This is a genomic window from Acidobacteriota bacterium, assembly GCA_016184105.1.
Lineage (GTDB): Bacteria > Acidobacteriota > Vicinamibacteria > Vicinamibacterales > 2-12-FULL-66-21 > JACPDI01.
On the sequence record JACPDI010000005.1, the window covers coordinates 22,984 to 49,472 of the forward strand.

Genomic DNA, 26,489 nt, shown 5'->3' on the forward strand with positions numbered 1-26,489 from the left:
AAATCGAATAAATTTTTAGAATATTCCTTGACCGCCGGCTTCGCCGGTGTATATTTCGTCCCCTTAACGCCGCAGCCGCGCCAGCGCGCCCGACGTTCATCGTCACCGGTTCTGCCCTACTACTTGGCCACGCACGGAGGAGACCACTGATGTTTACGCAGAAAACCGGGCTGACGCTCATCGTCGCCCTCGCACTCCACGCGGCCCTGCTGTCGCCTGCGCTCGCGCAGACGAGCATGGGCACGTTCCGCGGCACGGTCGTTGACGAGCAGGGTGGCGTCCTGCCCGGCGTGACGATCACCGCACGCCACCTGGCGACCAACACCGCGCAGACCACCATGACGGAGGAGCGCGGGCAGTTCTACTTGAGCAATCTGCGGGTCGGCGCCTATGAGCTGACGGCGGAACTGGCGGGGTTTGCCACGGCGCGCCAGGCGAATCTGGACCTGCGCGTCGGACAGGAACTGACGATCGCCCTGACGCTCAGAATTTCGGCGCTGGCCGAGACCGTCGACGTGCGCGGGACCTCGCAGATCATCACGACGGAGAACACCGTCGCGACGACCGTCGACCAGAAGATGATCGACGATCTGCCGATCATCTCGCGCGACTTCGCGCAGCTGGCGATGATTGCGCCGGGCACCACCGCATCGGGCGCGACGGGCACCGGCGCCGGCACCGGCGTTTCGGTCGGCGGGGCGCGGCCGACGTCGAATTCGATCGTCGTGGACGGCGCGTCGAACGCGATGCAGTTCTACGGACGCCAGTCCAACGAATTTCCGCAGGACTGGATCCAGGAATTCCAGGTGCACACCAACGCGTTCGGGGCGGAGTACGGCCAGGCGTCCGGCGGCCTGATCAACGTGGTGACGCGCAGCGGCTCGAACGCGTTCCAGGGGCGCGTGTACGGCTTCTTCCGCGATGAGGCGCTCGACAAGGCTCCCTTTGCGGGCCGGTTCGACGGCGGCAAGCCGGTGTTCTTGGATGAGGCGCCGCCCTTCTCGCAGCAGCGCATCGGCGCGCAGCTCGGCGGCCCCCTCAAGCAGAACAGGCTGTTCTTCTTCAGCGGGATCCAGAACCTCAATCAGGACGCGACGGAGGTGCTGGGCATCTCGTCCTACTGGCGCAACCAGGGATTCGAGTCCTCGGTCAACACCGGCGTCGAGAACCTCACGTACATCGCGAAGACCGACTGGAACGCGGGCGGCAACAACCGGCTCACGTTCCGTTACACGAACACGGACAAGAAGGACATGGGCCTGAGCCTGGGCAGCAGCCCGCTCGACGTGGACGAACGGCGCTACACGTTCACCGGGCCGCTGTGGAACGTGATGGGCAACCTCGCCACCACGCTCGGAAACGCGCGCTTCAACGAGTTCCGCGTCTACTACGGGCGCAACCTGCCGTGGATCATCTCCAACATGGCGGGCGCCGGCGGCTTCGAGCTGCTCCGGCGCGACGGCCGGATGGGGCAGAACGGCACGTTCGCCACCAGGAGCTACCCCGGGGGCAACTTCGGCGCCACGGCGTTCACCGGCCTGGAAGGGGAGACGATCCTCACCTTCACCGACAACTTCTCGTTCGTCTGGGGCAACCACCAGGTGAAATTCGGCGGGCAGCTCGCGCGCATGAGCATGCACATGGACGTCGAAGCGCCGCACAAGGGACGCTGGAGCTTTCCGACCGACCGCGCGTTCAACATCAACGACCCGGTCAGCTACCCGGACAACTTCAGCGGCGGCATCGGCGAAACGCGCGGCGAGTACCCGGCCTGGAACGTCTCGGCATTCGTGCAGGACACCTGGCAGGTCACGCCGAACGTGACGTTGAATGCCGGCGTCCGGTACGATCTCGATCGCACGCCGCTGGTCCTCAACGGCCTGATCGATCCGTACAACGACCGGATCGTGAGACGCTTCGGCGGCGCGCCGCCGCTCGTGAAGTCGAACGCCGACATGAACAACATCGCGCCGCGGGCCGGCGTCGTGTGGACGCCGACCGACGACCGGCGGACGACGCTGCGCGCCAGCTCGGGGCTCTACTACAACCAGAATCATTTCAACTGGACCGTCATTTACGCGATTGAGACGCTGCTCTCCGAGCAGCGCTTCATCTTCGACGCGAACCTGCCCGAACAGAACCCGTTCTGGAACCCGGCGGACCCGGCGGGCAGCCGCGCGGCGCTGCGGCGGTGGCTCGCCGAGAGCTTCCCGGCCTTCCCTGACGTGTCGAAGGCCAGCGTGGGGCGGGAGACGATCCTCGGCAACGACCCGAACTTCAAGATCCCGTACAGCCTGCATGCGACGGGCGGGGTGACGCACGAGTTGCGGCCCGGGCTTTCCGCGTCGGTCGACTACACGTTCCGGCGCGAGTTCGACGCGCCGACGGGCGTCAACGTCAACTTCGAGCGGGTGGACGGCCGGTACGTGATCAAGGACCCGCGCTTCACCCGGATCGCGATCAACTCGAACGGCGGGTTCATCCGCTACCATGGGTTGCTCAGCCGCGTGCAGTACCGGCACTCGGACCACGCGCAGTTCGGCGTGTCGTACACGCTTGCGAAAGCCACGTCGAACACGAGCGTCGGCCTGAGCGTGAGCGGCACCACGAACCCGTTCGACCTGGATGAGGATCTCGGGCCGGACGACAACGATCGGCGGCATAATTACGTGTTTGACGGATCCCTGCTGCTGCCGCTCGACATCCAGCTGGCCGGCGTGTGGGTGTATCGCAGCGCGCTGCCCTACAGCGTGTCCACCCGGTTCCAGCTGGATACCGATCCGTTCCCGGATCGCCCGGAGCCGAAGAACTCGCGCCGCGGCGACAGCGAGCAGACGGTGGACGTCCGCCTGAGCAAGCTCGTGCGCGTCGGACGCGTCACGGGGTCGGTGTTCTGGGAAGTGTTCAATCTGTTCAACACGGATAACTTCCTGCGGTACCAGGGCAGCCTCGAGTCCTCGGCGTTCGGCCTGCCGTTGACGCAGCTGCCGAAGCAGCGCCAGCAGTTCGGATTCCGGATCGATTTCTGATCCCGATCCGGCCGGACCGGCCGCGGATCGGGCGGTGGGGTGAATCGATGACACGGGTGCCAGGGGGGCGGGACGGCGCTGACATGGTGGCGACTTCGGGCGCCTTGCTGGTCGGCGGACGATGGATCGATCGCGACGAGACGATCGAAGTTCGCAACCCGCTCGACGGCACCCTCGCCGGGCGCGTGCCCAGGGGAACCGTCGCGGACGTCGACGAGGCCATTCGGTCGGCGGTCGACGCCCTGCGGACCGATTTTCCGGTGCACGCGCGCTGTGACGTGCTGCTCCGGGCGGCCGCCCTGATCGAACAACGGCAGGACGAGTACGCCTGGCACATTGCCGCCGAAGGGAGTAAGACCATTCGCGAAGCGCGGCGCGAGCCGCCGCGCGCGGCGCAGATCCTCCGGCTCGCCGCCGAGGAGGGGCGCCGTCTGGCCGGCGAGACCCTGCCGTTCGACAGCCGCGTGGGCTCCGAGAACCGCGTCGGCTACTACTTCCGCGTGCCGGTCGGCGTGATCGGTGCGATCACCCCCTTCAACGATCCGCTGGCCAGCGCCGCGCACAAGGTGGCGCCGGCGCTCGCCGGCGGCAATGCCGTCGTCTTGAAGCCGGCGTCGCGGACGCCGCTGTCGCCCTACCAGCTCGCGCGCGATCTCACCGAGGCCGGCCTGCCGCCGGGGCGTCTGAACGTCGTCTTCGGCGGCGGCCACGATCTGGGCGATGCGCTCGTCTCGGATCCGCGCGTCCGCATGGTCACGTTCACCGGCGGGCTGGCCGCCGGCGCGCGCGTCACGCGAAACGCCGGGATCAAGAAGCTGTCGCTCGAGCTGGGGTCGAATTCAGCCGTGATCGTGATGCCGGACGCCAACCTCGATCGCGCGGTGCGCGCGATCTCGGACGGCGCCTTCGCCCAGGCGGGACAGAACTGCCTCGGCGTGCAGCGCGTCCTGATCCATCGCGAGATCTACCACGCGTTCGCGGAGCGGTTCGTGGCGCACGTCGCCACGCTCCGCGCCGGATCGTCGATGGACGCGACGACCGACGTCTGCGCGATGATCAGCGAGCGCGAGGCGGAGCGCGTCGAGCAGTGGATTCGCGAGGCGGTGGACGGCGGCGCCACCGTGCTGGCGGGCGGCGGGCGCCGCGGCGCGCTCGTGCCGCCGACGGTCCTCTCGGGCGTGCCGCGCGGCGTGCGCCTCGACTCGGAGGAAGCGTACGGGCCGGTCGTGTCGCTGTACGAAGTCGGTTCGCTCGATGACGCCATCCAGGCGGCGAACGCCGTCAACTACGGGTTGCACGCGGCCATCTTCACCGAACGCCTCAGCGACGCGTTTGCCGCAGCGCGGCGCCTGGAGGTGGGTGCCGTGATCGTGAACGACTCGACCGACTACCGACTCGACGTGATGCCGTTCGGCGGCACGAAGATGAGCGGCATCGGCCGGGAGGGCATTCGCTTCGCGCTGCAGGAGATGACCGACACGCGCGTCGTGTGCCTGAACGTCTGACATGAAACGTCCCACGCTGCGCTGCCGCGCCACCCTCGCGCTCGCGGGCGTCTGGCTCGGAGTCGCGACCGCCGCCGCTCAGGACCAGACCACTTTCACCGTCGGCACCGCACGGGCGGCTCGCGGGCAGAAGGCGTTCGGCGCGATCGAGGTGCCCGCCGCTGCCGACGCGGGGCTGTCGATTCCCGTCGCGGTGATCCACGGCCCCCGCCCGGGACCCGTGCTCGCGCTCGTCGCGGGCTCGCACGGGACCGAGTACGCGTCCATCCTTGCCGTCGTGCGGCTGATTCAGTCGCTGGAGCCGGCGTCGATCCGCGGCACCGTGATCGCCGTTCCGCTCGTCAACCCGCGGTCGTTTCACGCGATCGTGCCCCATCCCCACCCGGTGGACGGCAGGAACATGAACCGGCGCTATCCCGGGAGCGCCTCCGGCTCGCAGACCGACCGCGCGAGCGCTCTCATCACGCGCGAGGTCCTCGCACGGGCCGACTACCTGATCGACTTCCACGGCGGCGACCTCGACGAGAGCCTCTATCCGTTCGCGTACTGGCCGCGAACGGGACGCGAAGCCCAGGACGCCGCGTCCCGCGCCATGGTCCTCGCCTTCGGGATCGATCACATCGTCCTCTCGACGGTGCGTCCGCCGGACGCGTCGAACCTCACCAGCATCTCGGGCGCGTCGAGCGCCCGCGGCACGCCCACGATCATCGTCGAGGCGGGGCACGCGGGGACCACCGAGCCGGACGACATCCGCGTGCTGGTCGACGGGACCGCGAGCGTGATGCGGCAGCTGGAGATGATCGACGGCCGGCCGGCGCCGATCGAGCGGCCGGTCTGGATCGATCGGATCGAGCGCGTGCCGGGCGGCACGAACGGCGTCTTCCAGCCGCTCGTGCGACGCGGACAGTACGTGGAAGCCGGAATGAAGGTGGGGATGGTGACCGACTATTTCGGCCGGAAGATTGCCGACGCCGTGTCGCCCGTCGCCGGCGTCGTCCTGTTCATCCGCGCGGTTCCGTCGATCGCCAGCGACGAGACGATTGCCTACATCGGCCCGCTCGCGCCGCCCCCCCGGTGACAGGCTCGAGGAGCTGCCGCTTCCCCGCGGGAGACGGCAACTCCTCGACGAGATGCCGGGCTTTGCCTACCGCCGGTTCCAGCCCTTGATCGGGCCGGGGTTCAGGAACTTCTCGGGCTCGATCCGGCCGTTGCGCTTGTAGACGACGCCGTTCTTCATGACGAACTGCACGTTGCGCAGCGAGTCGATGTCGTCGAGCGGGTTGCCGGGGACGGCGATGAGGTCGGCGTACAGGCCGGGTTTGATCGGACCGCGCTCGGCGATGAGGTCGGCCGCCTTGTAGCCGTTGATCGTCATCGCCTTCAGGATGTCCGCGTTCGGGATGCCGGCGGCCTTCCAGGTGCGCAGGAAGTCGATCGTCAGATCCCCCCGCGTCATCCAGCTCCCGTCGTCGCGCTTCATCCGCTCGTTCCAGTAATCCATGTCGGTCGAGAACGTCACGAGGACGCCCTTCTCCCAGGCGCTGCGGAGCTGGGCGACAGCCTGCTGGAACGCCTGCTCGGTGCCGCGGTACCTGGTGAACGGCGTGTCGGTGCTGGCGAGGAACATGCCTTTCTTCGCCATCTGCGCGTGGTGCTCGGAGGTGACGGCCCGGCCGTGCGAGATGATGTAGATGCCCGCGTCGATCGCGCGCTGGACCCCTTCGGGCGTCTGGCAGTGGCCGTCGACCTTGGCGCCTCCCTTGGCGGCCTCGCGGACGACCAGCTGCATGTCCTCGACCGAGTAGCCCCACGGCTTGCAGTCCACGCAGATCTTGATCGTCTTCGCGCCGAAGAGGAGGTTCTCGCGGACCGCGCGCGTGATCTCCTCGGGGCTGTTCGCATCGATGTACTCGGGGTACATGATGTCGTGGTGCTTGTACATTTCCGGGGTCGGCCAGTATTGGCCGCCCGTGCTGCCGATCATCGGCCCGGAGGGGATCACGGTCGGTCCCGGCAGCCAGCCCTGCTCGATCGCCGCCCGCAGGGCGGTGTCCGCGTAGAGCGCGTTGTTGCCGACGTCGCGGATGACGGTGAAGCCCGAGGCGAGCAGCTGCATGCCGTTGGACGCGGCCTGGATGGCACGCAGCGGCGTCGAGTCCTGCACGTAGGTGTAGTAGTAGACGTTGTTTTCCGGGATCTCCTTGTAGGTGATCGCCATGTGTGTGTGCGCATCGACGAGCCCCGGGAGCACGGACATCTGCGAGAGGTCGATGACCTCCGCCCCCTGCGGGATCGGGAGGTTCGCGCCGACGGCCTTGATGCGATCCCCTTCGATCACGATGACCTGGTTGGCGGCGGCCGTGCCGGTCTCGGGATCGATCAGCCGCCCGGCCTTGATGACCCTGACAGCCGAACCTGGCGCCGGCGCGGCAGGCGCGGGCTGGGCCTGCGCGCAGATCGGCAGGAGGACCGCGAGAGTCGACGCGAGCGTAACGGCACGGTTGAGCATTGAACGTCTCCTTTTGAGCTGGGTGTCCCCCGAAGGTGAGCGCCCTGATCAATATGTCCGGCGGCTCGCAGTGTCAAGTGAATATTTCACGAATGAAGCTATGGTATGCCAGCCAGGCACGTTGTTTAGAAAACTAATCGATGCAGCGGATATTTCTGAACATATCCGACGACACGCGGGAGCGTCCACCATGACCTTTACAACCGCCGCACCCGCGCGTAACATCGCGAATCCCGACTCGTCCTGTTTCGCCCCTGGACCGTTCGAATCGGAGCATTCCCATGGCTGGAGCATTCCCATGGCCGAAGACACGAAGTCGCCGGACGGTCCCGTGACGGATGACACGCCGGTCGAACCGGACGCCTGCGCTCTCCCGCGGCCGCTGACGCGTCGCGATTTCCTGGTCCGCAGCAACGCCGGCGCGGTCGCCGTCGGCGTGATGACCGGCGTGGGCTTCGCCGCCACGCTCGATCAGCGGGCCGCCAGGCCGGTCAGACCCGTGTCGCCGGCGGCCGCGCCGATGACGACGCGCCGCGTGACGCTCGACATCGACGGGAAGACGCGCGAGGTCACGGTGGATGTGCGCGAGAGCCTGTGGGAGACGCTGAACTATCAGCTCGGGCTGTCCAACGCGAACCTCGGATGCGACCGCGCGCAGTGCGGCGCGTGCACGGTGCTGGTGGACGGCAGGCCCGTCACCTCGTGCAGCATCCTGACGGCGCGACTGGGCCGCGGCCAGAAGATCCTGACGGTCGCCGGGATCACCCGCGGCCCGGGCGTCGAAGGGCTGCACCCGCTGCAGCGCGCCTTCTGGTTCGAGGGGGGGTTCCAGTGCGGGATCTGCACGCGGGGCGTCATCATGTCCGCCTACGCGTTGCTCGAGCGCAACCGGAACCCGACCGACGCGGACATCACGGAGGCGCTCGCCGGCAACATCTGTCGCTGCGGCGAATACGTGGGCATCATAAGCGCGGTCAGAAAGGCGGCCGCCGAGATGCGCGGCGAGCCGGTGACCTACAGCGCCGCGCCGAAGACCGGGATGACGGCCACGGCCGCGGCGGCACCCGCGGGCGAGAAGGCGTCGAAGCAGTTCGAGTTCGTGACGCCGCTCGGCACCATCGAGGTGTACGACGAGATCGCGCTCGAACTCAAGCAGACGCCCGGCATCGTGGACGTCTCCGGCTCGGAGCGGACGATCGCCGTGACCTGGGATTCCGCGAGGCTGGACGAGGCCAGGGTGCGGCAGCTGCTCGCGCAGTCCGGGCATCCCGTCAGGTGAGAGCCGAGGAGCCACGCGATGATGGACCGAGTCGATGCGATGCGTGTCGTGCAGGAGCCGGCCTATGCCGCCAGCCTGACCGACGATCAATGGCGCGTGCTCGCGCTCGACCCGGCGTGGGACGAGCTCCTCGGTGAGTTTCATGAGCTTGTCGCGCCGGTCATCGCGCGGTACGGCGCGAAGCTCGGCATGCCCGAGCCCCAGGCGGTGCCTTCGGCGCCGGACGGCGTCGATCAGCAACGGTCGTTTGCGGTGGTCGGGCAGCGCGTCCCGCGGCTGCACGGGCTGGGTGTGGTCACCAGCCTCGGGCAGTACACCCAGAACATGCGCATGCCGGGAATGCTCCACACCCGGACGCTGCGCAGCCCGCACCCGCACGCCCGCGTCACGCGCGTCGATGCCAGCAAGGCCGAGGCGCTCCCCGGCGTCGCCGCCGTTCTGCACCGCGGCAATCTTCCGGCGGAGTACCGCGACGTCAGACTGGGGAGCGGCCCTCCGGACCGCTTCCTCTTCAACGAAGAAGTGTTCGAGGTCGGCGCCCCGATCGCCGTCGTCGCTGCGGAGAGCGAGCACGTCGCGGATCACGCGATCCGGCTGATCGAGGTCGGGTACGAGGTGCTGCCGGCCGTATTCGACGCGATGGAAGGCGCCCGCGCGTCGGCCCTCAAGCAGTGGGACAACCGGCAGAACGGGACGATCCTCAGCGTGACGCCGCCGCTCGTCCGCGGCAATCCGGACGGCGGTCGCGCCGACACGACGATCGAGGCGGTCCTCACGCGCGCGACCGAGCAGCACAACGCGCTGGAACTGACCAACTCGCTCATGTACTGGGATCAGGATCGTCTGGTCGCGCACTACACGAATCAGCACGCGCACGGCTCGCGCGGCGGGCTGTCGCAGGCGCTGAAGCTGCCGGCGAACCGCGTCCGCGTCGTCCAGAACGGGTACATGGGGTCGGGGTACGGCTACCGCTCCGGCATCGATCTCACCGAAGTGCACACGGCCATCCTGGCCCGCCTCACGGGCCGGCCGGTCAAGACGATGTATACGCGCGAGGAGGATTTCATCGCGCGCACCCACCGTCCCTCGTTCCGCAACGAGATGAAGCTCGGCGTGAACCGCGATGGCGCGATCCAGTTCGGCCACTTCCGGGTGTACGCCAACGTGGGTGCGCACCGCACCGGCGCCGCGAACGGATCCTGGTTCGCCTTCATCAACCTCTACAACATCCCGAACCTGAAGCTGGAAGCGATCGACGTCTTCACGAACAGCTACAAGGCGGGCCCGTACCGGTGCGTCAGCCATCCGAACGGCACGTTCGCGCTCGAGATGATGATCGAGAGGGCCGCCCACGCGATCGGGATGGACCCGGTGCAGTTCCGGCTGAAGAACATCAACGAGCAGGGGAATCCGGACACGAAGAAGCCCTTCAGCAATCCAGGCATCCGCGACTGCATCACGGCGGCGGCCGACCGCATCGCCTGGAAGCAGCGGTGGCACGAGCCGCGCGGCAGAGAAGTGCGGCCGGGCGTGTTCCACGGCATCGGGCTGGCCGCGCACGCGTGCAGCCACGGGGCCGGCACGAATCCCGCCACCGGCCAGGTGATCGTGAACACCGACGGCAGCGTGCAGTGCGTGTCGGGCAGCACGGAGATCGGGTGCGGCCAGCGGACGCAGATGGCGATGATCGCGGCCGAGGCGCTGGGGGTGCCGCTCGATCAGGTGAGCATCGCCACCTACGTGGACACCGACAACACGACCGACGCCGGGAGCACGTCCGGCAGCCGCCAGACGAACACCGGGGGGCGCGGGATGTACGAAGCCGCGATGGACGCCCGGCGACAGATTCTGGATCTCGCCGCGCAGAAGTTCGCGGCGGACGCGAAGCAGCGGAACGAATCGCTGCAGGTGACGCCCGAACACCTCGAGCTGGCGAACGGCGAGGTGGTCCTCAAGGCGGATCCGTCGAAGAAGCTCGCGCTGCAGGCGGTGACTCAGGCCGCCGGCATGCCGATCCTCGGACGCGCGATCTACCGGCAGGACAACGACTGGGAGCGGACGGCCTGGGCGGCGCACGCGGTGGAGGTGGAGGTGGACACGGGGACCGGCAGCGTCGCCGTCAAGAAGGTCGTGGCGGCCCACGACGTGGGGCGCGCCATCAACCCGTTCGCCGTCGAGCAGCAGATTCGCGGCGGCGTCGTGATGGCGCTCGGCGCCGTCTTCACCGAGGAGCTGCTGCAGGACGCGGCGACCGGGCTCCCGCTCAACCCCAACATGCTGGACTACCGCCCGCTCAGCATCGAGGACGCGCCCGGCCAGATCGAGGTCGTGATGATCGAGCGGCCGAAGGCGTACGGCGTCTTCGGTGCGCACGGGATCGGCGAGCCGCCGATGGGGCCGCCGGCGGCGGCGGTGGCGGCCGCCGTCCACAACGCGGTCGGCATCTGGATGGAGCACATGCCGATGACGCGCGAGAAGGTGTTGGCCGCGCTGAGGGCTCTGAGGTAGGAGCGCCCATGAAGCCATTTGCACTCTACGAGCCGGCGACCGTTCCGGAAGCGGTGGCCCTGCTGGCGAAACTCGGCAGCAAGGCGAGGGTCCTCGCCGGCGGCAGCGATCTCGTCGCGGGCGTGATGAAGGACTGGGTCGAGGGCCCGGGCATGCCCCTTCCCGACGCGCTCGTCGACGTGACCACGATCCCGCAGCTGCGCGGCATCAAGATCGATCGGAAGGGGGCCACGATCGGCGCCAACACGACGCTCACCGAGATCGTCGAGTCGAAGGAGCTGAACGCGATGGCGCCGTTGCTCGTGCGGGCCGCGCACGGCGTCGCCTCACCCCTCATCCGGAACTACGCCACGCTCGGCGGCAACGTCAACCAGCGGCCGCGCTGCTGGTTCCTCCGCGGGCGCGACTTCGCCTGCTACAAGAAGGGCGGGGACACCTGCTTTTCGGTGACGGGCGACAACCGCTACCACGCGATCATCGGCGGGGAGCTCTGCTACATCGTCCATCCGTCCGACACCGCGACGGCGCTGCTCGCGTTGAACGCACAGGCGAAAATCGCCGGCCCGGCGGGAGAGCGCACGGTCCCGTTCGACAGCTACTTCACCGGTCCGCGCGAAGACGTCCTGCGTGAGAACGTGCTCAAGCCCGACGAACTGCTCGTTGAAGTGTTCGTGCCGGCGCCGGCGGCGGGCGCGAGGCAGGCCTGGACGAAGCTGAAGAACCGCGAGGTCTACGACTTCGCGGTGGTTTCGGTCGCGGCGGCGTTCGTCACGGCGGGCGACACGTGGCAGGACGGCCGCATCGTCATTGGCGGCGTGGCGCCCGTCCCGTATCGCGCCGCGGTCGTCGAGAGCCAGCTCAAAGGCCGGAGCGTCAGGAGCAGCATCAGGCAGGCGGCGGCCGCGATTCGAACGGTGGCTCGCCCGATGAGCCAGAACGCCTACAAAGTGGACGTCACCCAGACGTTGATCGAGCGGACGGTGCTGGGGGCGCTGGAGGAGAAGGGCACGCAGCTATAACATCGGCTGGAGGCAATTCAGCAGCGAGTTGTGGATCACGCCGTTGCTCGCCACGTAATCGCCATCCGAGTAGAGCCACGTCATCCCCCGCGCGTCGGTGAGAACGCCGCCGGCGCGCTCGACGATGAGGCTCGCCGCCGCGATGTCCCAGATCTTCAAATCGAGGTGCCAGTAGGCGTGGAGCCGTCCGGCGGCGACGTGACAGAAGCCGAGCGCGGGCGAGCCCATCATCGTGCACGCGAGCACCTGATCGACCATCACGTTGACAATCGATCGCGCCTTCCGCCGGCGGTCACCGCCGCAGGGCCAGTCGGTGCCCAGGATCGCGCCGCTCCAGGCCTCCGACCCTTCGGAAATCTGCTGGACGCCGATGTTCCGGCCGTTGAGCGTGGCGGGGGTGTCCGCGGTTGCGGCGAACAACTCGTCGCGGGAAGGATCGTAGACCACGCCCACTTGTATGCGGCCCGCGGATCGCAGCGCGACCGAGAGCCCGAAATGCGGGATGCCCTGGACGAAATTCAGACTGCCGCAGATCGGATCGACGATCCAGAGCTGGTCGGCGTCGACGGGAAGGGTCGCCTCGGCCGGCCCCTCCTCGGCCAGGATGCCGGCGCGCGGATACGCCGCGAGGATTGTCGAGGCGATCGCCTCCTGAACGTCCAGCGAAGCCTGGGCGACGAGGTCCCGATCTCCCTTCCAGCTGACGTATCCCGGGTCGCCCATGCGGGCGCGGCTGACCTCTCCGCCCCGGCGGACGGCCTGCACGGCCACTTCCAGCCGGCGACTGAGTTCGACGCTCATCGGCGCAGTCTAGCCCATGGCCGCCTCACGCGGCGCCCGGAGTCCCGTCACGCCGATCCCCCGCTCTGCGCGCGCGCGCCGCCGCAGTGTAGGCTGGCGCGAGGAGACGGCCGATGAACTCAGCGATGCCCGCCCGGGATCTCTTCGACATCCCGGACGGCGTGACGTATCTCAATTGCGCGACGATGTCGCCGCAGCTGCGAGCGGCGACCGAGGCTGGACTGGAGGCCGTCAGGCGGAAGGCGGCCCCCTGGACGATCTCCCAGGCGGATTTCTTCAGCGGCGCCGAGGAGCTTCGCGCGCTGGCGGCCGCGGTGGCGGGGGTCGAGACCGACGCGATCGCGCTCGTGCCGGCCGCCAGCTACGGCATCGCCGTCGCGGCGAAGAACGCCCCTGTCCGCGCGGGACAGTCGATCGCCGTTCTCGACCGCGAGTTTCCCTCGAACGTCTACGCCTGGCGCGCGCTGGCGCAGCGAACCGGCGCGCGTGTCGTCACCGTCGCGCGCACCGGCGGCGAGTCCTGGACGGACGCGATCCTGCGCACGGTGGACGAGCGGACCGCGATCGTGTCCGTGCCGCACTGCCACTGGACGGACGGCAGCCGGATCGACCTCGCACGTGTCGGCGACCGCGCGCGGGCGGCGGGCGCGATGCTCGTCGTGGACGCGAGCCAGTCGCTCGGCGCGTGCCCGCTCGACATCCGGTGCGTCCAGCCGGATTTCCTCGTCGCCGTCGGCTACAAATGGCTCCTGGGGCCGTACTCGCTCAGCTACCTCTACGCATCGCCGCGGTGGCGCGAGCGCGGCGTGCCGCTCGAGGACTCGTGGCTCGCGCGCGAGGGGAGCGGGGACTTCGCGCGCCTGGTGGACTACCGCGACGAGTATCGCCGCGGCGCGCGGCGGTTCGACATGGGCGAGGTCTCGCAGTTCGTGCTGGCGCCGATCGCGGCCGCGGCGCTGGGGCAGATCCTCTCGTGGACCGTCGAAGCCATCCAGTCGTCGCTCTCGCGGCTGACCGATCGAGCGGCTGAGCTGGCGGCCGCCTCGGGCTACATCACGCAGCCGCCCAGCGAGCGCGTCGGCCACATGATCGGCGTCCGGCTGCCGGGCGGCATCCCGCCAGATCTGATTGCGAGGCTTGCCGCCGCGCGCATCTACGTCGGCCTCCGAGGGGATTCGATCCGGGTCGCGCCCCACCTCTATAACACCGAGGCGGACATCGATCGCCTGTTCTCGGTGCTGGCGGGCTGAACCGTTCATCGGCGCCTTACGCGCGACGAAAACGCGCTTACTCCGCCTGTAATCGCTGCCCGCGGATCCCGCGATTCTTCCCCGTTTTCCGCGCCACCGCTGGTGGTACTCGACTTGTGAAGGCGGATTCGGAGCGAATCGTTCAGCAGGAGGAGCAGCATGCGATTCACACGCCGATGCACGTCCCTGTCTCTCGCCGCCGCCGCGCTGGCCGCGTATGCCGCCTCGAGCGGTCCCGAGATCCACGCGCAGAGTGGACCGCAGGTCCTCGTCCCGAACCTCGCCGTCAGAACCGTCGTCAGCGGGCTGATTACGCCCGTCGCGATGGCCTTCCTCGGCCCCGACGACATCCTGGTGACCGAGAAGAACACCGGGCAGGTGAAGCGGATCGTCGGCGGCGCCGTGCAGTCCACGGTCCTCGATCTGGCCGTCAACTTCGGTTCCGAGCGCGGCCTGCTCGGTATTGCGCTGCACCCGGACTTCTCGTCGAACGGCGCCGTCTATCTGTACTGGACCGAGAGCACGACGGGCGCCGACACGAACGTGCTGTCCCAGACATCGCTGCTCGGAAACCGCGTGGACCGTTTCATCTGGGACGGCACCTCTCTCACGCTCGATCGGAACATCATCCGGATTCGGGCGATTCAGCAGGACGCGGGACAGCCGGAGCGCGGCAACCACGACGGCGGCGTGATCGCGTTCGGACCGGACGGGAAGCTCTACGTCTTCACGGGCGATGTCGGGCGGCGCGGTCAACTGCAGAACCTGCCTTGCGGCCCCACGGCCACGTGTCCCGGGCCGATCGTTCCCGACGACCAGTTCGGCGGCCCCGAACCAGACGAGGCGCACCGCACGGGAGTGGTCCTTCGCCTCAACGGCGACGGGACGACGCCAGGAGACAACCCGTTCTTCGCGGCAGGCGCCGCCATCGGCGGCGAGGCCGGCGCGTCGGTGCAGCGAATCTTCTCCTACGGGCACCGAAACGGAATCGGCATGGCGTTCGATCCGCGGTCGGGCCGTCTCTGGATGCAGGAAAACGGCGACGACAGCTTCAGCGAGCTGAACCTCGTCGACGCGGGCATGAACGGCGGCTGGGTGCAAATCGCCGGGCCCGTGGAACGGATCGCGCAGTTCAAGGAGATCGAGACGACCTTCGGCGGCCGCAATCTGCAGCAGCTCCGCTGGCCGCCGGCCAATATCGCCGACACGCCCGACGGAGCCCTTTCGCGGCTGTTCATGCTGTCGGGCGCGCACTACAGCGATCCGGAATTCAGCTGGAAATGGGAAGTCGCGCCGGCCGGCCTCGGCTTCATGTCGGGCCGCGCGCTCGGCCGGCAATTCGACGGCGATCTCTTCCTCGGCGCGGCGACGCCGCTCCTCCAGGGAGGCTATCTCTTCCGGTTCAACCTCACGGGGAACCGCGCGAAGATTGCCGTTGACGATCCGCGGCTGGAGGACCGGGTCGCCGACAATCTCGCGAAGCACGAGATCACGGAAAGCGAGAGCCTGCTCTTCGGCCGCAACTTCGGAATCGCAACCGACATCCGCACCGGTCCGAACGGCAACCTGTTCGTCGTGTCGCTGACCGGGGGCGCGATCTACGAGATCCATCGCGTGAAGTAGACGGGGACCATGGTTCGGGGCGGCGCGCCGATGATCGAGCGCGGCGGCGTGTATCATGATGTCTTGTGGCGTCACGATCCTCCCGGTCGGCCCGGCTGACGCTCGTCGCCTTCGGCCTGCTCTGTTCCGTGCGGGGGATTGAGGCGCAGGACGCCGCGACATCTGCCGGAACGATCGCACGCACTCCCATTTCACGCGAACGGCGCTACGTGATGAACGCGCGGATCCGGCCGTTGCTGTTCTGGATCCGCAAGAACAACGTGGGTGCCGCGCGCATTACGTGGCGCGGCAACCGCGAGGGCGCACACGGCTACGAGCTGCTGGTCGGGTCCGATCCGCTCAAGGCGCCGCGCAAGATCAACAGGTGGGGATACATCGCGGAGCACGCGCTCGATGGCGATGCCGCCGTGGTCGGGGTGATGAAGCACGCGAATTCGGAATCCGTCGAGGAGGCGGAACGGCAGCTGGCGCGCGAGGGGACGGGCGGTTATGTCTTCCAGGCGATTCGCGCGCACGTCAGGGGCGAGGTGTCCACTTCGGAGATCGTGCAGATCCGCAGCGACACGGACATGAGCTACCGGGAACTCGACGCGCTGCTCGCGCGCGTGGACCGCGTGGAGGCGCCGCCGCGCAGTGTCAGCGTGCCGAACGCGATCGCGCCCGGCCTGCTCTCCGCCGTTGCGGAGATGGTCCACGAGACCATCTCGCGGCCCGAGCGCGGTCGCGCGACGCGTCTCTCTCCGCCCCGGCCGGGCCCATACGTGTACAACAACCGGCTCTACGACCTGACGATGCGGTCGCTGGAGGCGGTGACGGACTTCGCGGCCGGCGAACGCCGTTACGGCCCGGCCCTGGACGCGGAGTTCGAAATCCTGAACCGCTCCACGCGCAACAAGACAAAGTTTTCCATCGTGTACGGCCGCAGCGGCGCGCTGGCCGGCGTGCCGCTCAAAATCGTGTTCCGGCCGAAATGGTGGTTCGAGGCGGAGCTGCTCCTCGAAGACTGACGCGCGGCCGCTCAGCGCTCGTCGGGCCGGACGTCGATCGTAATCTCCCGCCATCTCCCCTGGTTGAAGCGCCACACGCTCAGCGCGCACCGCGTCGCGTGTCCGGCCAGGATCGCCAGCCAGATATCGAGGGCGTCGAGCCGGCCCGCCTGCTGGATGAGGACGCAGATGCCGAGCGGCACGATGATCTGCGAGACGATCGAAATAAAGAGCGGGCTCCTGGTGTCGCCGGTTCCCTGCAGGCAGCCGGTGTAGGTGAGCGCGACGGCAATCAGCAGTCCCGACACGCTCAGCACGCGCAGCAGCTCCACGCCGATCTCGACGACGACCGGCTCGTTCATGCCGAAGATCGCCAGCAGCTGCCGTGGCAGGAACAGGAACAGCGATCCGATCGCGGCGGCGCCGGCAAGCCCGAAGCGCGCCGCGACGTGCACGCCCGCGTCCGCGCGGTCCGGCTGCGCGGCGCCGAGATTCTGGCCCGCCACCACCGCGGCGGCGCCCATCAGGCCGACGCTGGTCCACGTGACGAGCGAGAACAGCTGGGAATACGAAACGGCGAACGCCGCCTGCGCGGCCGCGCTCTCGGCGAGCGATCCGATGAACGAGAGGAGGAGCACGCCGCCGATATTCATCGCGATGCCCTGGAAGCCGGCAGGCAGCCCGAACCGGAACAGGGATCGGACGATCGACCAGTCGGGACGCAGGTGCCTGCCGCGCGGAAACCTCACGACCCATCCGCCGCGCCAGATCCTCGCCACACCGTACAGCGCCACCATCCCGGAGGCGATGCAGGTTCCCATCGCCGCGCCTGCCGTGCCGAACGCCGGCACGGGGCCCATCCCGCGAATCAACAACACGTTGAACGCGACGTTCAGCACGGTGAGCGCGATGCCCAGCCGCATCGGGGTTCGGGCGTCACCGGCGGAGCGGAGCGCGCCGCCGAGCATGAAGAACACGAGCATGCCCGCGCTGAACACGAACATGATCCGGAGAAACGGCAGCGCCTCGGCCTGGACGGCGGGCGCCGCGTTGACCAGGTCGAGCAGGTACGGCGAGAGGAGGTAGCCGACCGGCGCCATCACGCCGAGCGAGAGCAGCGTGGCGGTGAGGAACGCCTGGTACACCGTGCGATCGACCATCTCCTCGTCGCCGGCGCCGACAAAGCGCGCCACGAGCACGTTCATCCCGGTGAACAGCGACGAGATGAACATGATCACGACCAGGAACATCTGCCAGCTGACGCCGATCGCCGCGTTGCCGGTGAAGCCGACGAAGTTGCCGACGAGCACGTGATCGAGGATGCCCTGCAGGCCGCCGACGATGTTGGTGAGCATGGTCGGCCAGGCCAGCCTCCAGACGGCGGATCGCAGCGGTCCTTCGACGATCGAGCGGTCGTAGCGTCCAGCGGGTGCGGGCATGAAGCTCCTATGCGTATGCCTACGTGAGCGCCCGTGGCGGCGATGGTGGCGCGCGAACCGATACGCCCCTCACGCCGCGCCCGCAACCCAGGCGTGGCGGCCCACCGAACCGCGGATGGCCACCTCGCCGAATCGATGGTCGTGCCGCTGCCGGGCGATCGCGCCTCGCGCGGTCACCACGTACCGATGACCGCCGGCGAGCATCGTGAAGGCCCACCCCGTTTTCGCCGGCGTCGCATACCATGCGCCGGCGTCGGTTGCGCCGCGCGTCGATCGGTTGATTAGGATCTCGCGCTGGCCTCGCCGGAAGGCCTTCGAAGAAATCAGGTTGACGACGCCGCTTTGTGGGTGGGGAGCGTCAGCTGTTGTTCGAAGAGCACGAGCGCGAGGGCCAGGTCGGTCGACACTCTCTCAGTATAGTGATCCAGTGATCCGGGGCAGGGAAAAGGGGGACAGTCACACTTTCCGGACGAAGCTCACGGAAAGTGTGACTGTCCCCCTTTTCCGCCCCAGCGGACGAGGTGGCATTGCGTATGCCTGCGCACGGCTGCGCTTGCGGGGTCCTGCGCGGGCCATGCGTTGCATGGTGTAATGAGCGGTATGGCAATTGGGGGATGGCTGCGCGCCCTGGAGACCATCGGCGGCCTTGTGGACATGGGGCAGCGCCTGCGCCGGCCGCCGGCACCGCGCGTGTCGTCGCCGGGTGACGCGCTGTCGACGGGCGCTCACGCGCCTGGGATGCCGGAGGCGGCCGGTGGCCTCGAGGCGCGTCTGGCCGGTGTGCTCGTGGCGGCCTTGAAGGAGGCGTTCGACCGCGACCGCACGCGCCTGGAACTCGAGCAGTCGCAGCTCGACGCGGAACGGCGCCGCGCGGAAGAGGCGATGCGCCTGGAGTTGCGCCGGCAGGCAGGAGACCGCGCCGTCGGTCACGCGCGGCTGCTGGTCACGCTCGCCGTTGCCGGGTGGCTCGCCTCGGCGCTGCTGCTCGTGTTCGTTCCCGGTGCGCGCGCGATGCCGGCGCGCGGCGTGCTCGCGCTTGGATGGGTGCTTCTGCTCGGTTGCGCGGGTACCGCCTTTGCGTCCTACTACCAGGCCGCTGCGTGGCTCGGCCGATTACGACCGGGCGCCGCCGACCCCGGCGATGTCCCGTCGGAGATGACGGGGCGCGCCTCGGGCATTCTCCTCATCACGGGGCTTGCGGTGGTCGCCGCGGCGCTCCTGCTGGCACTCTGACGCATGGCCACGATCGAACCGCATCCGGCCGCCGCCGCCGTCGAACACGATCCGCGCGGCTTCATCACCGACTTCGACCTGTACCTCTTCAACGAGGGGAATCACCTGCACGCGTTCGACAAGCTCGGGGCGCACCCTGAAACGGGCGCGCGGACGGGCGTCCACTTCGCCGTGTGGGCGCCGAATTCGGATCGCGTCGCGGTGGTCGGCGACTTCAACGGCTGGAGCGGCGCGCACCACGTGCTGCGGCCGCTCGGATCGAGCGGCGTGTGGTACGGGTTCATCCCCGGCCTCGGCTGCGGCGAGCGCTACAAGTACGAGATCCGATCGCGGCAGACCGGCGCGCTGCTCCAGAAGGTGGATCCCTACGCGTTCTATTTCGAAGTGCCGCCCGCCTCCGCGTCGATCGTGTGGGGCTGCCCGAAGTACGACTGGCGCGATGGGGACTGGATGCAGATGCGCCGCGGCTGGGAGGGCTGGTTCCAGCGGCCGATGTCGATCTACGAGGTGCACCTCGGGTCCTGGCGGCGCGTTCCGGAAGAGGGAAACCGGTTCCTGACGTACCGCGAGCTGGCGGAGCAGCTCGTGCCGTACGTCAAGGAGCTCGGCTGCACGCACCTGGAGCTGCTGCCCGTGATGGAGCATCCGTTCGCGGGCTCGTGGGGCTACCAGGTGATCGGGTACTACGCGCCGACGAGCCGCTTCGGGACGCCCGAGGACTTCAAGTGCCTCGTCGACGAGTGCCACCGGCACGGGCTGGGCGTCATCCTCGACTGGGTGCCCGGTCATGTTCCCAAGGACGCGCACGGCCTGGCGCAGTTCGACGGGACCGCGCTGTACGAGCACTCGGACCCGAGGCAGGGAGAGCACCGCGACTGGGGCACGCTCATCTTCAACTACGGCCGGCACGAGGTGCGGAACTTTTTGCTGTCGAACGCGCTTTACTGGTTGAAGGAGTTCCACGTGGACGGCCTGCGCGTGGACGCGGTGGCGTCGATGCTGTACCTGGATTACTCGCGGAACCCCGGCGAGTGGGTGCCGAACCGGTTCGGCGGGCGCGAGAACCTCGACGCGATTGAGTTCCTCCGGCAACTCAACGCGGTGACGCACAGCGAGGCGCCCGGCAGCATCATGGTGGCCGAGGAGTCCACCGCGTTCCCGGCGGTCAGCCGGCCCACCTACGTCGGCGGGCTCGGCTTCACCTACAAGTGGAACATGGGGTGGATGAACGACATCCTGCAGTACATCAGCAAGGATCCGGTCTACCGGCGCTACGAGCACCGGCACCTGACCTTCTCGCTGCTCTATGCGTTCACCGAGAACTTCATCCTGCCCTTCTCCCATGACGAGGTCGTGCACGGGAAGGCGTCGATGATCGACAAGATTCCGGGCGACGCCTGGCGGAAGGCGGCCACCCTGCGCGCGCTGTACGGCTTCATGTACGCGCACCCGGGAAAGAAGCTGCTGTTCATGGGGCAGGAATTCGGCCAGTGGCGCGAGTGGAACCACGACGAGAGCCTCGACTGGCACCTGTTCGGAGAGGGGCCGCATCACGCGGGGCTCCACCGCTACGTGCAGGCGCTCAACTGGGTCTACGCCCGGGAGCGCGCGCTGCACGCCATCGATTTCGATCCGAACGGATTCCAGTGGATCGACTGCAACGACAGCGAGAACAGCGTCGTCTCGTTCCTGCGGAAGGCGCGGGACCCCCGCGAGTACGTCGTGGCGCTGCTCAACTTCACGCCGGTGCCGCGCGAGGGCTACCGCATCGGCGTGCCGGAAGCGGGGTTCTACGAGGAGCTGCTCAACAGCGACTCGGCGTATTTCGGCGGCGGTGACGTCGGAAACGGCGGCGGACTGCACACCGAGCCGATCCCGTCCCACGGATGGGAGCAATCGCTGCGGCTCACGCTGCCGCCGCTCGGGTGTTTGTACTTGAAGATCCGACGGTGAGGTCCGCCGGCCTGAAGGCCGGCGGCTACTACACGTGTCGTTCCGACATCGTCACGATCGCGTTCCATTCCTGGTCCGTGACCGGCATGACGGAGAGCCGCGGCAGGCGCGTGAGCGGGAACGAGGCGAAGCGCCTGTCTGCCTTGATCGACGCGAGCGTCACCGGCGCCTTCAGCCTCTTCACCGGCACGACGTCCACGACGTGCGCCTTCCCAGACGTGTCCGCCGGATCCGGGTAGGCGTTCGAGTCCGCCTTCGCGATGGCGACGATCGCCTTCTCGTTGCCGGTGTGGTAATAGAAGATGCGGTCTCCCTTGCGCACCCCGCGGAGGTGTTTCTGCGCAACCGGGTTCTTCACGCCAGACCACGAGGTGCGGCCGTCTTTGACGAGCGCGTCGTAGCTGTAGTGGGTGGGTTCCTCTTTGAACAGCCATTGAGCCATGGCGGACGATTCTAGCCGGGAGCGCCTGCGTCTCAAAGACCGGATCGCGCCCGGCGTCCGCGTGCTGTTCGTGGGCATCAATCCGGGCGTGCGGTCGGCGATCACCGGCCATCACTTCGCGGGCTACTCCAACCGGTTCTGGAAGCTGCTCCACGAGTCGCGGCTCGTGCGTGAACCGATCTCGTACAAGGATGACGTCAGGCTGCCGGGGTGGGGGTCGATCCCGAACAGTCTGACGGGAAGAACACGGAAGCCTCCTCCGATCCGGGCGCGGTCCACCGGGCGGCGGACTTCGCGCGGACGGTGTAGCCGCCGGACGCCGGCCTCGACAGGAAGAGAGACTTGACGCCCCAGCGCTCGGCGGGCCCGGGCAGCGTGGCCCAGCACGCGCGCGGCGCGGCGCCGCCGAGCATCGCGAGCACGGCCGTCTCCTCGCTGCCGCGGCGCATCGTGAAGAGCAGAGCCGGCTCCGATGGCGTCCCTTCCCACTGGAGCACCGAGGAGAGCACGTACGCCTCGGCGCGCGGCGTCACGCGGCTGGCGTCCTTCCATTCGTCCGCCGGTGGAAACAGGGGCCAGCCGGCGCGCCATTCGCGCTCGACGGCGACCGGGTACGCCGCGTGGTTTTTCTCCTGCGGCTGGCCGGTGTCGTACACGGCGACGCCGTCGGACGGTCCCGGGTGTCCCTCCGGGAAGAACCGCTGGTATGCGATCCAGCGCCCGCCTGGCGACGCGACCGCGTCGCCGGCATAGACCTCGTCGGCCGGCACCTGGCCCGCCGGATCCACGACCGCGAATCCCTTCTCGCAGAGGAAGAGCACGCGCCCCTGATCCTCGCGGATGACCGCGCGGCGCAGCGCGCCGAGCGTGCGGTTGATCGACAGCATGTGGCGGCGCGAGGTCACGTTGCTGGAGATGATGACGCGCGCGGCGCGCTCGCCGCCGCCGGTGTCGAGCGCCTCGACGGTGTACCGATCCGAGCTGGCGCGGACCTCGGGGCTCTGTCCGGCGGAGGCGGCCAGTGCAAGCGTCAGGAAAACGATTGCGGTCATTTCTTCAACGCGGCAATCAGGTCTGCCGCCTTCTCCCTCATGATCGCGTGTTCGGCGGCGCGGCTCGCGTGCGCGAGCGCCTGCGCGCGATCGCCGGCCTGGGCGGCGGCATACGCGGCGTTGTAATAGGAACGCGCCTCGCTCACCAGCTCGCGCTCGATGTACCCGGAGTACTCGGCGCTCACCTCGACGGCATCCGGCGTGCCGGCCACGGTGTTCCGCACAGTATCCAGCGCCGTGCGGTAGGCGTCAACGTTGGTGCGGTAACACGCGGCCGCGCTGGGGAACAGTCCCGCCGCGTCGGTCCACCGCTTCTGCTCGGAGCGCACGAGGCCGAGATACCACGACGCATCGCACGCCTGGTCGTTGAGCTGCAGCGACTTCTCGAGGTCGGCCGCGGCCTCGCCCATCTCATGCCGATCGTAGCGGATGATGCCCGACAGAAGGAAGACGTCAGAACGGACGCCGGCCACCGCCTTGGACCGTTCAATCTCATCGCGCGCCTCGTCCAGCCGCCGCTGTGCGTGACGGTTGTACGCCCGCCAGTAATAGGCGTCGCCCAGGTACCAGTCTTCCAGCTCGATGATTCGCGTGGCGGACTCGAAGGCCTCATCGGGGCGCTCGAGATAGCTGAGCATGATCGTGCGGCCGAGCATCGCCTCACGGTGCGTGGGCACGAGCGCGAGCGTCTCGTCGTAGTACCGGAGCGCGTCCTTGATCTTGTTGAACGCCCGGTGCATGCCGGCAACGGTGAAGGTCACCGACGGCGACCGCGGGAACGCCTCGTACGCGGCCGCGAGGTGTGGAACGATCTCGGAACGCCGCCCCTTGCCGACTGCGGCATCGGCCAGGGCGTACCGGCCCAGGAAGAAGTGCGCTTCCACGTATCGTGGCTCGACGCCGAGCACCTCGACGAGCAGCGCGCGCCGCGACTGCACGCACGCGCCGATGCGGTAACGCACCACGAGCGTGGACGGGTGCTGCGACGCCAGCTGGTCGAGCGCGGCGTCGCGCTCGCGGAAATCGGCGTACGCGCACGAAAGAGACGTCTGGAGGTAGGCGGCGGCCGGATCGGCGAGCAGCGGCGCGAGCTGCTGCCGCAGCGCCTCACGAACGGGGGCGCCGAGCCGCTCCGTCTTGATCCAGCCGTCGTAGTCCTCCTTCGAAAGGCCCGAGGACTCCGGCGGAATGCCGCCGGCCACCCGGAGGAACAGCTCGCCGTGTTCTTCCGGCGGCAGCAACGGGGCGAGGATCCGGGCGCGGTCAAGCGACTGCGTGGCGGGAAGCCCAAGCTCCTTCTCACGGAGATGCAGCAGGACGGCCGCGCGGAACGCGCCGCGGATGGCCGGGGGCGAGGCGCGGCGCGCCAGCAGGGCGTCGTAGACATCGAGCGCCTGGCTGAGGCACGTGTAGCAGCCGGCACTCGCCAGGGCGTCGGCGTCCGCCAGCGTCGGCAGGGGCACACGCGGGCCGCGGGCCGCGCACCCCGCGGCGAGGATCACCAGGCAGGCCAACCCGCGCGTCATCGTTGTCCCAGTCGTTCGCCCGACCCAGTGCTTCCGGGCGCGTCCCATTAGACACCGGGACTGGAATGATGGCCAGCCGGGGGCATTCACGTGAGCGGGGCGTCTCGCGTTCCGAGTTCATCCGGCAGCAGCTCGCCGACGTCGACTGTCTTCGATGAGCACGCCGACGTGGCGGCGGTGCTCGCGACGTTCAGATATCAACCCTCGTCAGTCCGCGGCGAGCGGATCGGAGTTGGTCTATGAGCGGCGCGCACCCGGCGTCAATGCGCCGGCGCCGCACGCGATTGCCGAGATGGCAGGCGATCAGCGGCACGGCGATGCACAAGATGTGCAGAACGATGCGGCCAGCCGGCGGACGCGGCTCGGCAACCCCCAACGCCGTCACGTTCAACCCCCCGATCAGATTCCACGTCAGCGTCCGAGCGGCGCCTGTTGCGCCTGCCTGATAACGGTGGAGAAGGCCGAGCGCCGTGTCTACGAACTCGGCCGACGGCGCCGCAAAGTCGAGACGCGAAAGCGAACGATACCTTCGCCACTCAAGGCCGAGCACGCCGGCCGTCGCGGCGATGCTCCACAGAACGCCTACGCCCACGAGCATCGGTCGGCCGGGGCCGGAGAACAGCCACCCGACTGCGGCGCAAAGAGCCAACACCGGCACAATCATTTTCGCGACCATCATGCGCTGCTCGCGCGCGGTGTGGCGTTCGAGAGCCGCCGCCACTGCGGCAGGCTGAATGCCTCCGGCGTCCGGACGATACGCGCGCCACACAGCCTGCAGATCGTCAAAGTGTTCCGCCATCGTGCTCCTTCATCGAGGATTCGAGCGCACGCTTCGCGCGCGACATCCGGACGCCAACGTGGTTGACCGTCATCCCGGTCACCTCGGCGATCTCCTTGTAGCTGAGCCCCTCAAGCGTCAGCGTGATGCAAATACGATCCTGCGGCGCGAGCCACGCGATCGCGCGATGCAGCTGCGCCAGCCGCCGCTCGTTGTCACCGTCTTCGGGCGGCGCCGCACGATCCGGCAGCGCGTCCACTGGAGTCGTGATGACCTTCGCCCGACGCGAGGCGGCGCGCCGGTACATCAGCGCCGTGTTCACGGCAATCCGGTAGATCCACGTGCTGGCGCTCGACTCGCGGCGGAACGCGGGCAGCCCATTCCAGACGTTGATCATCACGTCCTGGAACAGCTCGTCCGCGTCCGCCGCCGATCCGAGATAGCCCGCGCACAGTCGGAGCAGGCGGGCGCGGTTCTGGTCGTACAACTCGACGAACAGCCGCTCGCGGTCCGCTCCCGTCACCGCTGAATGAACCCCGAGATCTGCGACGCAAGCCACTCCGGCTCGTCGAGCATCACGAAATGCCTGGCGGTGTCCGACACGACGACGTCGTAGTGCGGCACGGCACGATATTGTTCGGTCATCTGCTGCAGGACCTTCTCGCGCGTAAAGCCGAACGCTTCCCGCCCCCGCCACACGGCGATCGCAAGGACCGGCGCCGAGATCTGTGCGAGCTGAGGACGCAGGTCGGTCGACAGCATCTCGTACTGAGCCTGGGCGATCGTCTGCCGGTCCGACGAGAGCATCCAGTCGAGTGCTGTTGCAACACGCGCGCGATGAAGACCATGTGACCCTCTCTTTGAATGCTCTACGACCATTTGATGCAGGGCCACGCTGTTTCTTACAGCGCGTTGAAGAAAACAACCGTTCCGCGCCGCTCGTTTCGCGCGTTCAACGTCGTCGGTGGCGTGAGCCGCGAATGCCTCGCCATCGACGTCGATCGCGGCCCCGAAACCTTCGCCGTCCGTGAGCGTGTCGCTGACGATCATCAGGTCAATGTCGCTTACGGACTGGTCGGTCGCTCAGGCTTCTTCGACTGGAACGAGGCGAGGCGGCCTTCGAACCCGACGTGGGCACAATCATGCCCGAGTTGGGTATGGCCGCCAAACGCAGTGAGGCGGACGAGCAACAACGGAGACGGGAACTGGCCGGGCCTGCCGATCGCAGCGCGCCCGACATCGAGGCAATCATCCAGGCGAGCGCCGAGCTCGGGGCACTGTCACGTCACAGTGCCTGGCTCTGCACGGCTCCCCGCCCCGAGCGAACGCCCGCCCTGAGCGAGCGAAGCGAGTCGAAGGGAAGTGAGTCGAGGGGAGAGATGTCCGAGTGGTTGAAGGAGCACGCTTGGAACGCGAAGCCCCCTGTGCCAATAATCTCTGAGACAACCTCCCGAGTGAGATTAGTGTAGGGGCGGGGAGGGTTCGATGGATGAATCGTATGCCAGTAGCAGTGGAGATCGACGTGGCGGAGGGGTCGGAGGCGGAGGGAGCCCGGAG

General features: G+C 68.2%; 20 protein-coding genes. 12 read left to right on the forward strand and 8 right to left on the reverse strand.

Annotated elements, in window-relative coordinates:
• Positions 1-149 precede the first annotated feature (149 nt).
• From HYU53_00970 to HYU53_00980, 3 genes are all read left to right on the forward strand, one after another.
• Positions 150-3,029 (forward strand): TonB-dependent receptor, encoded by a 2,880-nt coding sequence (locus tag HYU53_00970; GenBank protein MBI2219759.1) that lies wholly within the window; start codon positions 150-152, stop codon positions 3,027-3,029.
• An 83-nt stretch (positions 3,030-3,112) separates the two neighbouring features.
• The gene (locus HYU53_00975) at positions 3,113-4,534 is read left to right on the forward strand and encodes an aldehyde dehydrogenase family protein (protein MBI2219760.1); all 1,422 of its coding nucleotides are present in this window, start codon (positions 3,113-3,115) and stop codon (positions 4,532-4,534) included.
• Position 4,535: 1 nt separating this feature from the next.
• Entirely contained in the window at positions 4,536-5,612 is a 1,077-nt protein-coding gene (locus HYU53_00980) for a succinylglutamate desuccinylase/aspartoacylase family protein (protein MBI2219761.1), read from the forward strand.
• A gap of 66 nt (positions 5,613-5,678) precedes the next feature.
• Here HYU53_00980 and HYU53_00985 read toward each other — a convergent pair whose 3' ends face one another.
• The gene (locus HYU53_00985; protein ID MBI2219762.1) at positions 5,679-7,043 is read right to left on the reverse strand and encodes an amidohydrolase family protein; all 1,365 of its coding nucleotides are present in this window, start codon (positions 7,041-7,043) and stop codon (positions 5,679-5,681) included.
• Positions 7,044-7,563: 520 nt separating this feature from the next.
• On the opposite strand from HYU53_00985, the gene HYU53_00990 reads away from it, so the two are divergent.
• The 3 genes from HYU53_00990 to HYU53_01000 are packed head-to-tail and all read left to right on the forward strand — an operon-like array spanning position 7,564 to position 11,849.
• Positions 7,564-8,322: a (2Fe-2S)-binding protein gene (locus HYU53_00990; protein MBI2219763.1), complete on the forward strand. Its 759-nt coding sequence runs from the start codon at positions 7,564-7,566 to the stop codon at positions 8,320-8,322.
• Between the two features lie 18 nt (positions 8,323-8,340).
• Positions 8,341-10,830 (forward strand): xanthine dehydrogenase family protein molybdopterin-binding subunit, encoded by a 2,490-nt coding sequence (locus HYU53_00995; GenBank protein ID MBI2219764.1) that lies wholly within the window; start codon positions 8,341-8,343, stop codon positions 10,828-10,830.
• 8 nt (positions 10,831-10,838) lie between these two features.
• Positions 10,839-11,849 (forward strand): FAD binding domain-containing protein, encoded by a 1,011-nt coding sequence (locus HYU53_01000; GenBank protein MBI2219765.1) that lies wholly within the window; start codon positions 10,839-10,841, stop codon positions 11,847-11,849.
• On the opposite strand, the gene HYU53_01005 is transcribed toward HYU53_01000, so the two are convergent.
• Entirely contained in the window at positions 11,844-12,650 is an 807-nt protein-coding gene (locus tag HYU53_01005; GenBank protein MBI2219766.1) for an inositol monophosphatase, read from the reverse strand. The two genes, HYU53_01000 and HYU53_01005, sit on opposite strands and share 6 nt — an antisense overlap.
• A gap of 125 nt (positions 12,651-12,775) precedes the next feature.
• Between HYU53_01005 and HYU53_01010 the strand changes: the two genes are divergently transcribed.
• The 3 genes from HYU53_01010 to HYU53_01020 all read left to right on the forward strand — a co-directional run bounded on the left by HYU53_01010 (position 12,776) and on the right by HYU53_01020 (position 16,530).
• Positions 12,776-13,900: an aminotransferase class V-fold PLP-dependent enzyme gene (locus HYU53_01010; GenBank protein ID MBI2219767.1), complete on the forward strand. Its 1,125-nt coding sequence runs from the start codon at positions 12,776-12,778 to the stop codon at positions 13,898-13,900.
• A 159-nt stretch (positions 13,901-14,059) separates the two neighbouring features.
• On the forward strand, positions 14,060-15,523 hold the full coding sequence (locus tag HYU53_01015; protein MBI2219768.1) for a PQQ-dependent sugar dehydrogenase: 1,464 nt from the start codon (positions 14,060-14,062) through the stop codon (positions 15,521-15,523).
• 65 nt (positions 15,524-15,588) lie between these two features.
• Positions 15,589-16,530 carry a hypothetical protein gene (locus tag HYU53_01020; protein ID MBI2219769.1) on the forward strand — a complete coding sequence of 314 codons (942 nt, stop codon included), beginning with the start codon at positions 15,589-15,591 and terminating at the stop codon, positions 16,528-16,530.
• Between the two features lie 11 nt (positions 16,531-16,541).
• On the opposite strand, the gene HYU53_01025 is transcribed toward HYU53_01020, so the two are convergent.
• Positions 16,542-17,948, reverse strand: coding sequence for an MATE family efflux transporter (locus tag HYU53_01025; protein MBI2219770.1), 1,407 nt, complete (start codon positions 17,946-17,948; stop codon positions 16,542-16,544).
• A gap of 600 nt (positions 17,949-18,548) precedes the next feature.
• Between HYU53_01025 and HYU53_01030 the strand changes: the two genes are divergently transcribed.
• Both HYU53_01030 and glgB read left to right on the forward strand, forming a co-directional pair.
• Entirely contained in the window at positions 18,549-19,181 is a 633-nt protein-coding gene (locus HYU53_01030) for a hypothetical protein (protein ID MBI2219771.1), read from the forward strand.
• 3 nt (positions 19,182-19,184) lie between these two features.
• On the forward strand, positions 19,185-21,134 hold the full coding sequence (gene glgB / locus HYU53_01035; protein MBI2219772.1) for a 1,4-alpha-glucan branching protein GlgB: 1,950 nt from the start codon (positions 19,185-19,187) through the stop codon (positions 21,132-21,134).
• Between the two features lie 28 nt (positions 21,135-21,162).
• Here the strand turns inward: glgB and HYU53_01040 are convergent, their stop codons facing one another.
• Entirely contained in the window at positions 21,163-21,576 is a 414-nt protein-coding gene (locus HYU53_01040; GenBank protein MBI2219773.1) for an EVE domain-containing protein, read from the reverse strand.
• On the opposite strand from HYU53_01040, the gene HYU53_01045 reads away from it, so the two are divergent.
• Positions 21,575-21,922, forward strand: coding sequence for a hypothetical protein (locus HYU53_01045; GenBank protein MBI2219774.1), 348 nt, complete (start codon positions 21,575-21,577; stop codon positions 21,920-21,922). The two genes, HYU53_01040 and HYU53_01045, sit on opposite strands and share 2 nt — an antisense overlap.
• A gap of 702 nt (positions 21,923-22,624) precedes the next feature.
• On the opposite strand, the gene HYU53_01050 is transcribed toward HYU53_01045, so the two are convergent.
• The 4 genes from HYU53_01050 to HYU53_01065 all read right to left on the reverse strand — a co-directional run bounded on the left by HYU53_01050 (position 22,625) and on the right by HYU53_01065 (position 25,982).
• Positions 22,625-24,154 carry a hypothetical protein gene (locus tag HYU53_01050; protein ID MBI2219775.1) on the reverse strand — a complete coding sequence of 510 codons (1,530 nt, stop codon included), beginning with the start codon at positions 24,152-24,154 and terminating at the stop codon, positions 22,625-22,627.
• A gap of 190 nt (positions 24,155-24,344) precedes the next feature.
• On the reverse strand, positions 24,345-24,953 hold the full coding sequence (locus tag HYU53_01055; GenBank protein ID MBI2219776.1) for a hypothetical protein: 609 nt from the start codon (positions 24,951-24,953) through the stop codon (positions 24,345-24,347).
• Entirely contained in the window at positions 24,937-25,455 is a 519-nt protein-coding gene (locus HYU53_01060; protein MBI2219777.1) for a sigma-70 family RNA polymerase sigma factor, read from the reverse strand. Before HYU53_01060 ends, HYU53_01055 begins: the two co-directional genes overlap by 17 nt.
• On the reverse strand, positions 25,452-25,982 hold the full coding sequence (locus HYU53_01065) for an alpha/beta hydrolase (GenBank protein MBI2219778.1): 531 nt from the start codon (positions 25,980-25,982) through the stop codon (positions 25,452-25,454). The genes HYU53_01060 and HYU53_01065 overlap by 4 nt, the downstream gene beginning before the upstream one ends.
• Between the last annotated feature and the right edge of the window lie 507 nt (positions 25,983-26,489).

Coding starts and splice junctions, on each gene's coding strand:
- HYU53_01055 (MBI2219776.1), bottom strand. CDS start 24,953: ATGGCGGAACACTTTGACGATCTGCAGGCTGTGTGGCGCGCGTATCGT.
- HYU53_00980 (MBI2219761.1), top strand. CDS start 4,536: ATGAAACGTCCCACGCTGCGCTGCCGCGCCACCCTCGCGCTCGCGGGC.
- HYU53_01005 (MBI2219766.1), bottom strand. CDS start 12,650: ATGAGCGTCGAACTCAGTCGCCGGCTGGAAGTGGCCGTGCAGGCCGTC.
- glgB (MBI2219772.1), top strand. CDS start 19,185: ATGGCCACGATCGAACCGCATCCGGCCGCCGCCGCCGTCGAACACGAT.
- HYU53_01030 (MBI2219771.1), top strand. CDS start 18,549: ATGGCAATTGGGGGATGGCTGCGCGCCCTGGAGACCATCGGCGGCCTT.
- HYU53_01025 (MBI2219770.1), bottom strand. CDS start 17,948: ATGCCCGCACCCGCTGGACGCTACGACCGCTCGATCGTCGAAGGACCG.
- HYU53_01050 (MBI2219775.1), bottom strand. CDS start 24,154: ATGACGCGCGGGTTGGCCTGCCTGGTGATCCTCGCCGCGGGGTGCGCG.
- HYU53_01040 (MBI2219773.1), bottom strand. CDS start 21,576: ATGGCTCAATGGCTGTTCAAAGAGGAACCCACCCACTACAGCTACGAC.
- HYU53_00990 (MBI2219763.1), top strand. CDS start 7,564: ATGACGACGCGCCGCGTGACGCTCGACATCGACGGGAAGACGCGCGAG.
- HYU53_00970 (MBI2219759.1), top strand. CDS start 150: ATGTTTACGCAGAAAACCGGGCTGACGCTCATCGTCGCCCTCGCACTC.
- HYU53_00985 (MBI2219762.1), bottom strand. CDS start 7,043: ATGCTCAACCGTGCCGTTACGCTCGCGTCGACTCTCGCGGTCCTCCTG.
- HYU53_00995 (MBI2219764.1), top strand. CDS start 8,341: ATGATGGACCGAGTCGATGCGATGCGTGTCGTGCAGGAGCCGGCCTAT.
- HYU53_01045 (MBI2219774.1), top strand. CDS start 21,575: ATGGCGGACGATTCTAGCCGGGAGCGCCTGCGTCTCAAAGACCGGATC.
- HYU53_01065 (MBI2219778.1), bottom strand. CDS start 25,982: ATGATCGTCAGCGACACGCTCACGGACGGCGAAGGTTTCGGGGCCGCG.
- HYU53_00975 (MBI2219760.1), top strand. CDS start 3,113: ATGGTGGCGACTTCGGGCGCCTTGCTGGTCGGCGGACGATGGATCGAT.
- HYU53_01015 (MBI2219768.1), top strand. CDS start 14,060: ATGCGATTCACACGCCGATGCACGTCCCTGTCTCTCGCCGCCGCCGCG.
- HYU53_01000 (MBI2219765.1), top strand. CDS start 10,839: ATGAAGCCATTTGCACTCTACGAGCCGGCGACCGTTCCGGAAGCGGTG.
- HYU53_01010 (MBI2219767.1), top strand. CDS start 12,776: ATGCCCGCCCGGGATCTCTTCGACATCCCGGACGGCGTGACGTATCTC.